This is a genomic window from Mucilaginibacter xinganensis, from assembly GCF_002257585.1.
GTDB lineage: Bacteria > Bacteroidota > Bacteroidia > Sphingobacteriales > Sphingobacteriaceae > Mucilaginibacter > Mucilaginibacter xinganensis.
On record NZ_CP022743.1, the window covers coordinates 4,376,648 to 4,391,631 of the forward strand.

Annotated in this window: 10 protein-coding genes; 3 read left to right on the forward strand and 7 right to left on the reverse strand. The window is 42.7% G+C overall.

Annotated features, from left to right (window positions below):
* Position 1: 1 nt before the first annotated feature.
* The 5 genes from MuYL_RS19160 to MuYL_RS19185 all read right to left on the reverse strand — a co-directional run bounded on the left by MuYL_RS19160 (position 2) and on the right by MuYL_RS19185 (position 10,953).
* The gene (locus MuYL_RS19160; RefSeq protein ID WP_094572087.1) at positions 2–3,577 is read right to left on the reverse strand and encodes a carboxypeptidase regulatory-like domain-containing protein; all 3,576 of its coding nucleotides are present in this window, start codon (positions 3,575–3,577) and stop codon (positions 2–4) included.
* Positions 3,578–3,639: 62 nt separating this feature from the next.
* Complete coding sequence (locus MuYL_RS19165) at positions 3,640–7,281, reverse strand: carboxypeptidase regulatory-like domain-containing protein (RefSeq protein WP_094572088.1); 3,642 nt, start codon at positions 7,279–7,281, stop codon at positions 3,640–3,642.
* Between the two features lie 797 nt (positions 7,282–8,078).
* A complete protein-coding gene (gene dcd / locus MuYL_RS19175) occupies positions 8,079–8,615 on the reverse strand; it encodes a dCTP deaminase (RefSeq protein WP_094572090.1) in 537 nt (178 codons plus the stop codon).
* Positions 8,616–8,791: 176 nt separating this feature from the next.
* The gene (locus MuYL_RS19180; protein WP_094572091.1) at positions 8,792–9,985 is read right to left on the reverse strand and encodes a Gfo/Idh/MocA family protein; all 1,194 of its coding nucleotides are present in this window, start codon (positions 9,983–9,985) and stop codon (positions 8,792–8,794) included.
* Between the two features lie 122 nt (positions 9,986–10,107).
* The gene (locus MuYL_RS19185) at positions 10,108–10,953 is read right to left on the reverse strand and encodes a phytanoyl-CoA dioxygenase family protein (protein WP_094572092.1); all 846 of its coding nucleotides are present in this window, start codon (positions 10,951–10,953) and stop codon (positions 10,108–10,110) included.
* Positions 10,954–11,052: 99 nt separating this feature from the next.
* Here MuYL_RS19185 and MuYL_RS19190 point away from each other — a divergent pair, with 99 nt between their 5' ends.
* From MuYL_RS19190 to MuYL_RS19200, 3 genes are read left to right on the forward strand one after another with little or no spacing between them, the layout of a single operon-like run.
* The gene (locus tag MuYL_RS19190) at positions 11,053–11,688 is read left to right on the forward strand and encodes a 4'-phosphopantetheinyl transferase family protein (protein ID WP_094572093.1); all 636 of its coding nucleotides are present in this window, start codon (positions 11,053–11,055) and stop codon (positions 11,686–11,688) included.
* Positions 11,689–11,701: 13 nt separating this feature from the next.
* Positions 11,702–12,427 carry a lipoyl(octanoyl) transferase LipB gene (lipB, locus tag MuYL_RS19195; protein ID WP_094572094.1) on the forward strand — a complete coding sequence of 242 codons (726 nt, stop codon included), beginning with the start codon at positions 11,702–11,704 and terminating at the stop codon, positions 12,425–12,427.
* Positions 12,424–13,152: an SGNH/GDSL hydrolase family protein gene (locus MuYL_RS19200; protein ID WP_094572095.1), complete on the forward strand. Its 729-nt coding sequence runs from the start codon at positions 12,424–12,426 to the stop codon at positions 13,150–13,152. The genes lipB and MuYL_RS19200 overlap by 4 nt, the downstream gene beginning before the upstream one ends.
* 13 nt (positions 13,153–13,165) lie before the next feature.
* On the opposite strand, the gene MuYL_RS19205 is transcribed toward MuYL_RS19200, so the two are convergent.
* On the reverse strand, positions 13,166–13,621 hold the full coding sequence (locus MuYL_RS19205; protein ID WP_094573032.1) for a VOC family protein: 456 nt from the start codon (positions 13,619–13,621) through the stop codon (positions 13,166–13,168).
* Positions 13,608–14,921: an aminotransferase class V-fold PLP-dependent enzyme gene (locus MuYL_RS19210; RefSeq protein WP_094572096.1), complete on the reverse strand. Its 1,314-nt coding sequence runs from the start codon at positions 14,919–14,921 to the stop codon at positions 13,608–13,610. The genes MuYL_RS19205 and MuYL_RS19210 overlap by 14 nt, the downstream gene beginning before the upstream one ends.
* Positions 14,922–14,984: the final 63 nt, after the last annotated feature.

Below are 14,984 nucleotides of genomic sequence, written 5' to 3' on the forward strand. Positions count from 1 at the left end.
CTTACTCAACCTTATACCTATACACCTGCCTGCCCAAATTACCATCAGCGTCAATCCCTTCAATAACTACACGGTAAGTTCCTTTACCATCCGCATTAAAATAGCTGAAGGAGGCTTTGCCATCTTTGTCTGTTATTATATTAGGGTTCCAGTAAATGGTGCTCCGCAGGCCGGTTATTTTTTGGTTGGTTTTGGGGTTATCATATTGCGGTGAGTAAAACTCCCGCGCTTTGTAAAAGCCTTTGGGCATATAGGTTACTACACCCGGTGCGTAGCGGTAATAGTTGTTCGTCTTTCTGCCTGTTTTTGTGGTGATAATTAATCCTCCGCCTGCCATCCTTGATCCATAAATAGCACCGTAGTGCGGTCCACGGACAACCTCAATCCCCTCTATGTCATCAGGTCTTAAATCGGCAAAAACTTCAGGATCTACAAAAGTACCATCGATGACTACGGCCCCTCCACTAGGTACACCATTGATAAAATGCAGCCAATACACACCTTCCAAACAATCTGAAAGTCTCCCACATATAAATCTTTCAATGTCTTTAGCCGTTAAAACGTAGTCGGCGTTTCCAGAGCCATTTAAATTCTGGGAGTGAGGAATTTTAGGCTGATACTTGGCTTCTACTTTTACTTCCTGTAGCACAACAGCGTGTTTATTGATGCCATATTTTTGCTGTTCCTCGTAAAATTGCTTTTGATTAATGAGATAAGCAGACATATCCGCCGTCGCAGTTGTTTTGATTGCATTGTCACTCATATTTTTGATGATTAACTGCGGGGATAAAACCGTATCAACTTCCAACGTTACCGCATCCTGGCCCTTAGGTACTTTTGACTGAACTACAAACTTTGTGCTGTCCGCAAACAAAAGGTTTTTAAAGGCAAACTTTCCATTCGCATCCGTCAGCGTATCAAGCATAAACATCCCACCTGCTTTGCTAAATAAAGTTACCTTAGCATTTGCTGCCGGTTTTCCATTCTTCTTTACGGTACCTGAAATCTGTATGGCCTTTTCCGGCTGATAGGTTATGGGTTCGGGGTTATCCCTTAAAACCTGTTTCCAGCTAAACCGCCGGTAGCCTTGTGTTAACATTAATACGTCCAGGTCTGCCTGTGTTTTTGCGCTGCTACCTGTAAAATAATAATTGGGTTGTTCAACCGATCCCTTTAATTCAGACGTAAGCAGCAGGTTTGACAATAGGGTGTTTTCATTCAGGGTATCTGCGGGTACCGTTGTTTCGTCCGTTACGGCAACCGAAAAGCTCCCGGTTACCAGCTTGTTATCCCTGTCCCTGCCCTCCAGTTCTACCTTTACTTTTTGCCTTGGTGCATAGCTTGTTTTAATGTTGCTTAAATCAAGCTTCAATTCATCATGGTTTTCAATAAACACCAGCCGTTCATTCAAGGGCTCACCATTGGGGCTAAAAAGGGTAAACTGCACAATACCGGTTGGAAACTTGCTTTTTGGGATCACTGCCGAGAAGAATTTTGCTGAAGAGTTATTTTCGGCAGCGTAATACACGGTGCCACCCGACTGTGCAACAAGGCTTAATTTATCCAGGGAACTTTCGCTGCCCCCGGTTATCCTTATCCTGATGGTATCAGGATTGCTATTGTTCAAATTAATGGTATAGCCATTGGTTACCGCTTTGGGTAAGTCAAGGCTATTGGTCGAGCCGTCTGCATAGGTAATGCTGGCTTTGTAGATTTTGTTGGCCTGTGGTACCATATTAAATACCCCCATTCCCAAATGTGTTGATGCAAATGTGCAAACCGCTGCTCCGCTGTCGTCGGTAACGGTGCCTTTTAACTCTTTTCCCAGTCCATCCGGACCAATGGACTTAAAGGCTATTTTGGAGTAATTACCTGCTACCAGGCTGCCGCCTTCCGGGAAAAACTGGAGGTCTGTTTTAACCGCCACGTTTTTTTCAATTGGTTTTACAGTTTTTGCTTCGCTGCTTCCGGCTACACTTTTCGCTGCCATATTACCTACGGGAATTACCTGCTCAAAAAAAGCGCTTTCTCCTTCATTGCGCATCCAGTTGGTATAAGCCCTCACCCGGTAGCTGCCCCCTTTCAACGTATCAGCCAGCGTAAAATCTCCCCACGTTACCCCGTCATTTAGCTTTAGTTTCAGCGATTGGATTACTTTGTTGGCCGGATTTATAAGATCAATATTTAATACGCCACTTAATTGCGTTGGTATATGTTGAGCGCTCTGCACTACATAGGCTTTAAAGTAAATGGTGTCTCCTGACACGTAAAAAGGTTTATCAAACTGCAGGTAAGACTTCTCAATCTTCAGGCTATCGGCAAAAACTCTTAATTTACTAATCAAGGCATTTATTGGCGCTCCTGCAGCGTAGCCAGCATGTTTCACATCTTCGTAATCAACAGGCAGCAGGTTTGCAACCCCCTTACGGGCCCATGCCCCCTCATAGATAAGGCTACGAGGGTCAGCAACTACGCCGTTGCTGTCAAATAAAACATCGCCCTGGTTAAAAGCTATCAAAGTATTACCACTTGCCGAGGTCCCTCCCAGCCTGATGTAGCTTTTATCGAAACGATGATATTTATTGTAGTTGATGTAAAGCATTCCATAATTACCGCTCAGCGAATAAAAACCGTAGCGGTCGGGCCCCCGAATGATATCTTTTCTGTTCATTGGTACCAATTCACCAGTGTACCTGGGTAACTTTGATAGCCTGGTCCATCGTGTTAATGAATCTTTATATTGGGGACTGGTTTTTAAATTTTTGAAAAAATCCATCCGGGCTTTTATAATACTATCAGCGGGTTTTTGTGAATTCAGTTTCATGCGCATCACAAGAAATCCTTCCTCTTCCAGCCTGTCAGCAATAGCAGCTCGAAAGAAATGCATATCAGAACCTTCATACGCATCCGCTCTTTGTCTTTGCCATACCCTTTGCTGTGATGGAGTTCCTTTTAGTTCTTCAAACATGTTTGACCCGGTATATTTCAAAGTTTTTATACCGTCAGTATTAACCCTCAGCGTGAAATCATTCACCATGTATTTTACTTTGTAACCAAGTGCATCGTTTTGAATCTCTAAAAAATCCACTGATGAAGCAGTAAGTATATCACTATCGGCCTTAAAATTAAAATCGAGCAGTTCAGGATTTAAGATTTTGCAATCTGCAGCAAGCGCCGTTCTGCCTACAAATTCCTCTTTGAATTTTTCGAAATATTTTTCCCGCTCGGGGTCGCTTCTTTTTACCTTTACAATAACCTCATTTAGGGTTGTTGTTTTGGGAATAATGGTAATATCAGGCAAAGCAACAGCGGTTTCACCAATAGTTACGCTTTGTTTATAGGTATCAAACCCAACTATTGATACAATTAAATTATACTGTCCGGGTTTTACATTCGTCAGCGTAAAGCTGCCGTCAGCAGCCGTATGATCCCCTATTGTCGCATTACTTAAAAACACGCTTGCGTTACTTACCGGTTTGTTATCAGTATTGCTAACGATCCGGCCTTTAATTGTTATTTGGGCAAAACAGCATATCGAAATTAAAAAGAATAAAAGGGTTAAGGCCAGGTATTTCATCCCCTATAAAAGTATTAAAAAAGCTGCATTAACGACAATTAGCGGTATATTTTCTCTAACGCCTACTCTACCTTATATCTGTACACCTGCCTGCCCAAATTACCATCAGCGTCAATCCCTTCAATAACTACACGGTAAGTTCCTTTACCATCCGCATTAAAATAGCTGAAGGAGGCTTTGCCATCTTTGTCTGTTATTATATTAGGGTTCCAGTAAATGGTGCTGCGCAGGTCGGTTATTTTTTGGTTGGTTTTGGGGTTATCATATTGCGGCGAGTAAAACTCGCGCGCTTTATAAAAGCCTTTGGGCATAAAGGTTACTACACCGGGCGCGTAGCGGTAATAGTTATTGGTTTTTCTGCCTCGCTTTGTGGTGATGATTAAAGCTCCACCTGCGGCCTGACTGCCATAAATTGCGGCAAAATGCGGTCCCATTAACACCTCAATACCCTCAATATCATTTGAATTAAGAGAATTAAAAATATTGTAATCAACTACTGTCCCATCTACTATAATTAACATTGGTATATTATATAGGCTGGTTTTTGTAGGGTCAGTATTTTGCAGACGCTTCACAAAAAGCATCCCATCTGAAAATACAATTCCTAAAAGTTTAGCCTGCAAACAATCTATTAATCTGCTGCATGGCAAATCTTCTAACTCCTTTGCAGTTATAATTTGGTCAGCAGCCCCATTACCGTTTAAATTATCAGAATGAGCAACATGTTTTTCTATCTTTTTTCTATCTTTTATTAGTACTTCTTTTAGTATTAATGGCTGCTGGTTGATACCGTACTTCTTTTGTTCTTCGTAAAATTGCTTGCTACTTTGCACATAAGCAACAATGTTATTTTCCTCTTTTTGCCCACCAAATGTAACCATAGCTTCTACTTTTGGTACTTCAACTTGTTTGTCCACCTCTATATCTACTTCTTTTCCACCTTTCGCGGCCCTTGCCTGCAGAACGAATTTTGTGGTATCACCAAAGCTCAGTTTATCAAATACAAACCTGCCATTCTCATTAGCGGTAGTATCCAGTATAATTCCGTTGTTCCCTTTTGTAAACAGCTTTACACTGGCGTTTGGCACAGCTTTTCCTTTTGATTTGACGTATCCCGCTATCTCCAACCCTTTTTCCGGCAGGTAAGTCAATTGTTTTACATTACCAGCGCTACTTTCTAATATCTTTTTCCATTCAAAGCTGCGGTAGCCATGCGTTAGCATTACCAGGTCAAGGTCTTCCACTGTTTTATCACTGATATTAGTAAAATAGTAGTTGGGTTGCTCTATGTATCCTTTTAGTTCAGCGGTTAACAAAAGATAATTTATGATTGTTGGTTCTGCTGCTTCATCAGTTTTTACCTTATCCTCATCGGTTACAGAAACAGAATAACTTCCCGCAGCAGGTTCGCCACCATTATTTATCTTAAGCTGAATACTCGCTTTTTGCCTTTTGTTATAAACTGTTCTGTCGCTGTTAATATTAATTTTCAATAGGTCATCGTTTTGAACAAAGAGCAGGCGTTCGCAAAGGGGTTCTCCATTGGCCGAAAACAAGGTACTTCTTGCAATTCCCATACGCAGGTCCTTTTTTGAAAGGGTTTGTACAATTTCCTGTTTATCCAGTTTAAAACTAAGGCTAAATGGCGAGCCGCCCGAATAGGTGATTAGTGTAAATAATTTATCTTTGTTGTTTTGATAATATAACTTACTACAGCTTACCTTCATATTGAGCGACCTGTTTTCGCCGGTTATCTCCATACAGATCCCATTATCGGTAGAGCGCGGAAGTTCAGCAATATCTTGTTTTCCATTTGTATAAGTTAACCTGGCCCTGTACGTTTTACCTGTTGCCGGGGTCAGGTAAAAATATCCCATTCCCAAATGAGTGGATGTAAAATCAACTATTTCCTTGTCGTCATTATCTAGTACTGTTCCTTTTACTTCAATTCCTGACCCGTTGGTTGCAATTGCTTTAAATGCTATTTTTGATTTCACTCCCGTTACCAAACTGCCACCCTCGGGAAGAAACCGGGTATCGGGGTTGGTGTTTTTCAGGTCCTTTTTTATGCTGCCGCTTTCAGGCAATCGGTTAATTGAGCCTATTGCCACACTCTGATCATAATATACCGCTTCATTCCGCATTAGTTTGGTGTAAGCTCTTACCCTGTAGCTGCCATTAGTCAAAGTGTCAGCCAGGGCAAAGTCGCCCGACGCACTGCCCTGCTTCAATTGCAGCTGTATGGAATTGCTGATTTTATTATCCGGACCAACCAGATCTGCGTACAATACTCCACTTTGGGTTGATGGTTCGTGTTTATTGCCACTTGTCACGTAGGCCTTAAAATAAATGGTATCACCGGCAGCATAATACGGCTTATCAAAATGCAGGTAGGCTTTTTCGGTTATATGGCTCGCCGTGTAGTTATCTAATTTAGTATTGATGTTTTTAATAAGCGTGCTGTCTGCTTCGGGTGCAGTTGTTTCCGTCGGCTCATAATCCACGGGCAGCAGCGCTGCAACCCGGTTCCTGCTCCACACACCTTCGTAAGTTAAACCACGCGGATTAGTAACCGAACCGTTACTATCAAAGAATGCCACGGGCTCATTAAAGCTTACAAGTGTTGCGTATGTATTGTCGTTATCTGAAAGATGGCTAATTGCCGCGGTACTGAAGTGATGATATTTATTATAGCTTATAAATAACTCGTCGGTACCGCCTGAGGTAAATTCAAACAGGCCGTGTTGCCTGCTTTGTTTGAAAAGCTCCGCTTTTGTTAACGGAGTTGTTAAAAGCTTTTGTGAAATAACGGCCGGCAGGCGCCTTTTTTTTATCCAGTAATTAAGCGAATCCTTATAATTGTTGGCGCCCTTATCGTTTTTCAACAAAGTATAAACCCTTATATTTTCATTGAGCACACTGTCCGACGGACGCTGCGGATTTTTTGTAACAGCCAACCGATACACCCTGAAACCGTCTTGTTCTATCCTGTTATTTAAAGCCGCGCGTAAAAATTGCATCTGTGAACCTTCGTAAATGTCCTGGCGTGTTGCTGCCCATTCTTTTTCGTCATAAGCTGTTCCTTTAAGCCGTTCAAAAAATACAGACCCGGCATAAGAAAAGCTTTTATTGGCCTCGTCATAATTGTTTAGCACAAAGTTTGATAACAGATATTTTAAACGGTAACCAAGTGCTTTATTATCAATTATCAGGAAATCTGCCGACGAAGCCGTCAGAATACCATTCTTCTCATCATAGGCCAGTTCAAGCATTTCGGGGTTCAGTATCTTACAATTCTTAGCAAGGGTTGATTTTCCTAAAAATTCATCCTTAAACCATTCGTAGTTTCTTTTCCAGTCCGGATCTGTATTGGGCTTTATTTTTACTTCATTTAAAGATATTGCTCTTGGATATAGCGTAATATCCGGCAAATTTATATCGCTATTTTCTACAGTTATCGTTTGTTTGTAGGTGTCAAAACTGACGTGAGAAATTACCAGTTCATACTTGCCTGGCTTAACATTTTTTAATGTAAAAACGCCATCATTTCCGGTTTTATCACCATTGGTCGCATTACTTAAAAATACGCTTGCATCCGCTATCGGCCTGGTAGTCAGTGAACCAACTATACGCCCTTTTATAGTTATCTGGCCAATTACAGCTAAGGGCAACAAAATAATTACAGTTAAAACAGCTTTTAACATAAGAAAATCTAAGTTAGTTTTATATTTATTAATTAATCAAACCCAACCTGGTACTAGTTGGGTTTGACAGCCATCTACTTATGCAGGGGGATTGCAGCTACATGTCGCACTGGTAGTAGCATAATCCTTGTAAATTGCATGACATTGCTCCACAGGGTCGGGAATACAGCTTGCTGTATAAAACTGATCAATGATACCTCCCACCCCCCAACAAACTATATGGCAATTTGGATTCTGGTCCCCACCTGTTACATTTCTCATCTCAGTTCTGCTGAGCTTGTTAAATTTTGACATAAAATAAAATGATTAAGAATTGATTAATTTTACCGGATCTGCGCCCCCGGCGTTAGGCTTGCATGTATTTTTAAAGGGCATGCTCCTTTACTTTCGCGAGAAGTATCTTCTATGTACTTATTAAAGCATGCATTTTAAACCGGGGAGCGGGTATAATTAAGGCAGCGGGAACCGTTATGCAGCCATATTGGATCAGCGGGTACCACTGTCCTTTTCGTACCGGATGATTTGATCATCAACAGGTTAAATTCCGGCTTATTATTGCTGCCTGCAAAGCCCGGGTAACCCAATAAATATGGTGTTGATTTTTTGAACGTAAGATCAGAGATGTGAGATCTGCTGTGTGTTAACATAAGGCCAGGTTGAATATGTTTTTATTGCCTTAAAGATATATCTCTTAGCGCAAAAAACAACTCCATAATCAACAGTATTAATTATGTTACAATAAAAGCATTCAGAATCTTACTTTTTGATTTTATTGCGGCCTGGTCACTCACAGTTGCTTAAAACTGGTTCTTCCACATCATGCTCTCTACCGGCCTGGTGGATGGCGTGTTGTATTTGGCATTCCCTTTGGTATTATAAAGAATTTCGATCTCGCCCTCTACAACAAAATAGATCAGTTGGCCAATAGGCATACCGGGATAAACCTTTACCGGCTGGGTACAGGAGATCTCCAGCGTCCAGGTATTGCAAAAGCCAACATCACCTTTGCCCGCCGTGGCGTGGATATCAATCCCTAAACGGCCGGTGCTTGATTTGCCTTCCAGAAAAGGCACGTGGCTATGGGTTTCGGTATATTCAACCGTTACACCCAAGTATAAGGTATTGGGTTGTAAAACAAAGCCATCCTTCGGGATCTCAAAGTAGGTGATCTCGTTATGGAGCTTTGCATCCAACACCCGGTCGCGGTAGGTAGCCAGGTATTTACCGAGGTGCACATCATAAGAGTTTGTTCCCAGGCATTCGCGCCTGAAGGGCTCAATAATAATTTGCCCCTGTTCTATTTCCTCTAAAATCCGTTTGTCCGATAATATCATGATACCCTGTAAAAGAGGGGCTAAATTATAACTAATTGCCGGGCATGGCAATGTTATGTTACCAACAATTGTTTTGGAGAGATGTGGAAAGTAAATTCGGTTTTTACGCTATTTTTAAATATGCAAAGGCTCCCGGACAAAAAATCCGGGAGCCTTTAATGCGGGGAGTGGCACCCTCAACCGGCAGTAATTTCCCTCACCAATACTTCGCCGGTTACCTTATGCTTTAATATCAGTTTATGCTCGCCTGAGGGCAGGATCTCTTTCTTGATCAGGAAATAATTTTCATCGTACGATGTTGTTGCCGGGCCGCTGTCTGCATCGGTACTGCCACGCCAGCCTTCAATTTGCACAGCTTCCCAGCGGCCGGTTTTTGCTGATTGGTATGCAGCATCAATTATGGCGTTCACTATATAACCATCATAAAATGTCTCAAGAGGTTCCGTTTTGTTTTCAATGGCGTTAAACATATCAGTAAACATGTTGGTGTAACCCAGCTCATGCACCTCATCGCCCACGGGGAACAACCAGCCGCTGTTACTTTCGGCCTTTTCAGCAACATATCCGCCTTTGCCGGTACTAAACATCTCGAAACCGGTGCGCAAAAAACTATTGAGCCAAATGGTGCCCTCTGTGCCCATCACCTCATCGCGCAGGTCCATGCCGCCCCTAAAACACCAGCTTACTTCAAATTGCCCCATTGATCCATTGGCATATTTTATCAGGCCAATGGCACTGTCTTCCGCTTTTATGGGATGTACCTGCGTTGCCGTCCAGCACATTACCTCAACCGGCCTGATCTCTTTACCAATAAAATTACGCGCTATTTCAATACAATGGCATCCCAGATCCACCATTGCACCGCCGCCTGATTGTTCGTTATCCCAAAACCAATCGCTATGCGGGCCGGGGTGCGCCTCGCGCGATTTTGCCCATAACACCTTACCTATACTGCCATCCTTAACCGACTTCATCGACTTTAAAAACTTAGGTGTATAACAAAGGTCTTCAAGGTAACCGCCCATAATACCGGCTTCTTCCACCAGGTCAAGCATTCGTTTAGCCTCGGCAGCGGTGCGGCCAAGCGGCTTTGTGCAAAGCACATGTTTTTTAGCTTTGGCACAGGCAGCCACGGCAGCTTCATGCAGGTTGTTTGGCAGTGAAATGATCACCACGTCCACATCGGCCCGACCGCAAACTTCGTCCATATCATCGCTAAAAAACGAGAGTTTATAATCGTCAGCAAATTTTTTTGCCTTATCAATATTGCGGGAGTAAACACTTATCAAAGTATCTTTTCCGCGTTGTGCTACTAATGAGTCTGCATAAAAACGGGCAATAAAACCCGAACCGAGCATGGCTATGTTCATAATTTTTGGTTAGTTATGGTTGTAAAGGTTGTAGTTGTTATAATGGTTAAAAGCCCTAAATTCATGCTTTATTCGCAAACTATCAAGGCATTTTCAAATTTTCAAATCAATGCATCTTCAAATCAAACACTTTCCCATCCTGTTTCTTTCAAAGCAGGATCGTTCTCTTTTTTTAAAAAATCGGCGTTTGATAATGATTCCGGTTCCCATTGCAATATGGCCTCGTCAGGCACTACATTAACCGGAACTTTATAAGAAGTTGACGTTTCGTTATAAGCCAGGTTCGATTGCAGGTTATAACAGGAAATAACTGACCAGCGCGGCCTGTCAGACAGGTTAGCTTCTGACCGGTGAAGCAAATTGCTGTGAAAAACCAGCGCATCGCCGGGTTCAAGTTCAACATATACCAGCTCCATTGTTTTCAGGGCGTTATTTACCATTTCCATATCGGCACCTACCTGCTCACCAGCAAAACCATGATTAACCCGTCCTAATTTGTGCGAGCCTTTGATAACCTGCAGGCAGCCGTTTTGTTTATTGGCTTCTGTTAATGCAACCATTATGCTGATCAGTTCATCAGGAAACATAAACTGGTTTTTATACCAGTAGCCATAGTCCTGGTGCCACTCCCATGCACCGCCTATTTTTGGCTCCTTTTGCATAAGTTTTGAATGAAAGTGGCATACCGGCGCTTTATCGCCAAGCAGCTGCTTTACCATACTTACCATTCTTGCGCTCCGCGTTAAATAGCCAAAAACGTCATTACCGGGCGTGAACCATAAAGACAGGCGGGTCTTTTTGCCGGTTTGGTCATTAAGGTCAAGCGCGTTGTTACGCATCGCATTGTCATCCAGTGCGGTGTGGTACAATTTTTCAATTTCGGCGGCGGTGCAAAAATTTTTGATCACCACATAGCCGTCACGGTTATATTGCTCAACCTGTGCAGGTGTAAGTTTTTCGGTTAGCATCACGTAATTTTATTTAAATTGGTTGTATTATTAACAAAAAGAAACACAATTTAGTGTTATTTGATATAAGTTTGCCATGCTTTTTGCAATTTTACTTTTATGGCTATAGCATACCAACAGCAGGTTGATGACGATACGGAATTTGCACTCTGGAAGATTGAGGAGGAAGCTGATGAACTGTATAGCCAGCTGCGTTTAGACGAACAGGAACAGGCCCACTATGAAGGCCTCAAAGTTGGCAAACGTAACCTGCATTGGTTAGGTACACGTGTACTGCTGCGTAAAATGCTGCGCACTGAAGAGTATATTGACTGCAAGGTTGACGCACATGGAAAACCTTACCTCGTAAACCTTCCATACCATATCTCTTTAAGCCACTCCTTTGATTATGCAGCAGTAATGATCAGCAAAGCGCCCGTTGGGATTGATATAGAACAGATTAAGCAGAAAGTTGAGCGCATAGCCCACAAGTTTATGCGAAAGGAAGAGCTTGAATTTATTAATAACGCCGACAAGATTAACCAGCTATATGTTTGCTGGTGCGCAAAGGAAGCCGTTTACAAGTGCTTTGGCCAAAAAGAAGTATCATTTGCTGATAATATTCTGCTGGAGCCATTTAATTTTGAAGGCCATGGCTGGGTGGATGCCCGCCTGCTGAAGGGCGAAACTGATATTAACTACACGGTAGGCTACCTGCAATACCAGGATTATATGGTTGGCTACGTAAAGGGATAAAACAATTACTTTAATGAAAAACAAACAGGTAATTTTTAAGGACTGGGGGCTGATTGACTATAAAGAAGCCTGGGATAAACAGGAATCCCTGTTTGCTGAAACGGTTAATCTTAAAATTCAGATCCGCAACCGTGAAGTAGCAGCAGGCGTTGATGACGAGGAAGAAATAATTACGCCGAACTACCTGGTTTTTTGCGAACATCCGCACGTTTACACCTTAGGTAAAAGTGGGAAACCCGAACATTTGCTGTTGGACGAACAGGGATTAAAAGATAAAAACGCGGTTTATTATCCTATTAACCGCGGCGGCGACATCACCTATCACGGACCTGGACAAATAGTATCATACCCTATTCTTGACCTGGATAACTTTTTTACCGACATCCATTTATACCTGCGCACCCTTGAAGAGGCCGTTATATTAACCCTTGCTGATTATAGCTTAACCGCGGGCCGGCACCCGGGTTACACCGGTGTTTGGTTTGATGCTGACAATGAGCGCGCACGAAAAATCTGCGCTTTGGGCGTTCGTTGCAGCCGCTGGGTAACCATGCATGGCCTGGCTTTTAATGTAAATCCCAACCTCGATTATTTTAAAAACATAGTACCCTGCGGCATAGATGATAAAGACGTTACCAGTATGCAGCGCGAATTGGGGCGTGAGGTAGATATTAATGAAGTAAAAGAAATCTTAACACATCATATTTCCGTATTGTTCAATATGGAGATGATGTTATGAAAGTATTACAAATAATTTTGATTGCGATAACCACACTGGCGGGCTGCACCAAAAAAGCAGCAGTTTCAGCCCCGGTTGCTGCAATTGATACCACAACAACAAAACCTATGACAACTCCTGCCACCTATCTTGCCCTGGGCGATTCATATACCATTGGCCAGTCTGTGCCACAGGCAGAATCATTCCCCTACCAGCTTGTCAACTTGTTAAATTCATTTATGCTTGATGTGCAGCCGCCCGACATTATTGCTATTACGGGCTGGACCACCGATGACTTGATAAACGCAATTTCCCGCAGCACCTTTAAAGATAAACAGTACGACTTTGTTACGCTGCTTATTGGGGTTAATGATCAGTACCAGAATCAGAGTAAAGACAATTACCGCACAAAATTTGCACAGGTTTTGCAAACAGCAATCAAGTTTGCAAAAGGAGATAGCAGCAGGGTTTTTGTGCTTTCTATACCCGATTGGGGTGTTACGCCTTTTGCCGGCGGCAGAGACAGTATAATAGGCCCGGATATTGACCAGTTTAATGCCATTAACCGCGAAGAAACTGCTAAAGCACACGTAAAGAATTATATAGATATAACAGCCATCTCAAGGCTGGCAGCTGCGGACCTTTCGTTGATTGCACCGGACGGCCTGCACCCTTCAGGTAAAATGTATTTGCAATGGGTACAAGCGCTGGAACCTTCCGTAAAAGCAAGGCTGGGGGAGAAATAAACAGCGCACTCTTCTATTTTTTTGAAGCTTCACTATTTAACCAATCAGAATATTTGGTTTCTTCGGGCACATTTGTTTCACTTTCAAAAAACAAGCGGTATCCATCCGGGTCGGTAACCAATATCTCCCATAAGCCATTACCCACCATGGGTTCGCTTACTTCAACACCATTTTCCTGAAATTTGTGATACAATTTGATAGCATCCTTACAAGTAAAATTAATGGAAATGCCGACACCCTTTTTATTATCAAGAAAAATAACTGCATTGGGGCCTTCATTCAAATGTTGCTGCAGCATTATTGAAGCTTTGCCCAACTGCAGCCAGCACCATTCAATACGTCCGCTTGGCTCCCATTTGTTTTTAAGTTCAAAGCCAAGCCCGCCGATATAGAAATTCAGCGAGGCGTCTATGTTCTTTACCCAAAAAAATGGAACAGCTTGCTGTACATTACATTCATTTACTTCCACTGGTTTTACCTTTTGCTGCAATCTCTTCAATTGCCTTCACAAATTTGTCAAGATCGTGCAGGGAGGTATAAACATGCGGCGTAACGCGTACGCAACTGATGTTTTCAATATTTATCCCCACGATATGGATTTTATAATTATTGAACAGCGCCGTATCTAATTCAGCAGGTGTCATACCATCAATACCGACCCCACAAATGGCGCAGGAGTATTTCGGGTTTAATGAGGTGTACAGTTTAACTTTAGGGATCTGCTGTACCTTTGAGGCCCAGTAGTTTTTAAGATAGCGGATGCGCTCTTCTTTTCTTTTGCTGCCAATTCCCTCATGAAAATTGATAGCCTCTCCTATCCCCTGCTCTATCGGGAAACTGCGGGTACCCAGTTCTTCAAACTTTCTGATGTCCTTACTATGCGGTTCGCCGCTGCTGGGCAACGGCCATACTTTCTCTATCTTTTCCTTTTTAATCCACATCATCCCGCTGCCTATGGGTGCCGAAAGAAACTTATGCAGGCTGGTACCAAAATAATCACAGCCAAGGTCCGGGATCTTAAAATCAAGCAGACCGAAGGAATGTGCCCCGTCAACTATAACCTCAATACCTTTGGCGTGCGCCATATCGCAGATTTTTCTCACAGGCATTATTTGCCCAACCCAATTTATTACGTGAGTAATGTGCAGTAGTTTAGTTTTTGAGGTAATGGCACTTTCATAAGCCTTAACCAGCTCGTCATCATTTTCAGAAGGTAAATTAAGGCTCACCTGGGTGTAAACTATGCCATCACGCATAGCCCGCTGCTTATACGCCTGTACCATGTGAGGGTAATCAAACTTGGTGCCCACAACTTCATCACCCTTCTTCAAGTCTAAACCTAATATAATGGTATTTAATGCCTCAGTGGCGTTACGGTTGATAGCAATTTCTTCGGGGTTTACGCCGGCTAAGCCGGCAAGTTTCTCGCGGAGCGGCTCGCGCCCCTGGTCAAGAATGCGCCACATAAAATACGAAGGCCCTTCGTTGGCCAGCTGGTTATAGCGCTCCACGGCCTGCTGTACAACCAGCGGCGAAGGCGAAACACCTCCGTTATTAAGGTTGATAATACTTGGATTTACGGTAAACGACCGTTGAATAACACTCCAGTAATCCTCATCCTGCGCGGCTTGCGCCGGGGTAAGGTGGTTGATTTTTTGTGAAGCCTTTTGCCATTCGGCGGCATGCGCCTGGTTAAAAAGACTATTTACAGAAAAAGCACCGGCAAGGGTTGCTGCTTGTTTGAGGAATACGCGGCGGTCGTTTGTCATAATGACCACTAATTTAGCACATTAGATTTAGGATAACAAGACGCTAAGCCTATTTTCGCATAT

Bases quoted from the DNA above. Each gene is read 5' to 3' on its own strand.
- MuYL_RS19160 (WP_094572087.1), bottom strand. From the start codon at position 3,577: ATGAAATACCTGGCCTTAACCCTTTTATTCTTTTTAATTTCGATATGC.
- MuYL_RS19165 (WP_094572088.1), bottom strand. From the start codon at position 7,281: ATGTTAAAAGCTGTTTTAACTGTAATTATTTTGTTGCCCTTAGCTGTA.
- dcd (WP_094572090.1), bottom strand. From the start codon at position 8,615: ATGATATTATCGGACAAACGGATTTTAGAGGAAATAGAACAGGGGCAA.
- MuYL_RS19180 (WP_094572091.1), bottom strand. From the start codon at position 9,985: ATGAACATAGCCATGCTCGGTTCGGGTTTTATTGCCCGTTTTTATGCA.
- MuYL_RS19185 (WP_094572092.1), bottom strand. From the start codon at position 10,953: ATGCTAACCGAAAAACTTACACCTGCACAGGTTGAGCAATATAACCGT.
- MuYL_RS19190 (WP_094572093.1), top strand. From the start codon at position 11,053: ATGGCTATAGCATACCAACAGCAGGTTGATGACGATACGGAATTTGCA.
- lipB (WP_094572094.1), top strand. From the start codon at position 11,702: ATGAAAAACAAACAGGTAATTTTTAAGGACTGGGGGCTGATTGACTAT.
- MuYL_RS19200 (WP_094572095.1), top strand. From the start codon at position 12,424: ATGAAAGTATTACAAATAATTTTGATTGCGATAACCACACTGGCGGGC.
- MuYL_RS19210 (WP_094572096.1), bottom strand. From the start codon at position 14,921: ATGACAAACGACCGCCGCGTATTCCTCAAACAAGCAGCAACCCTTGCC.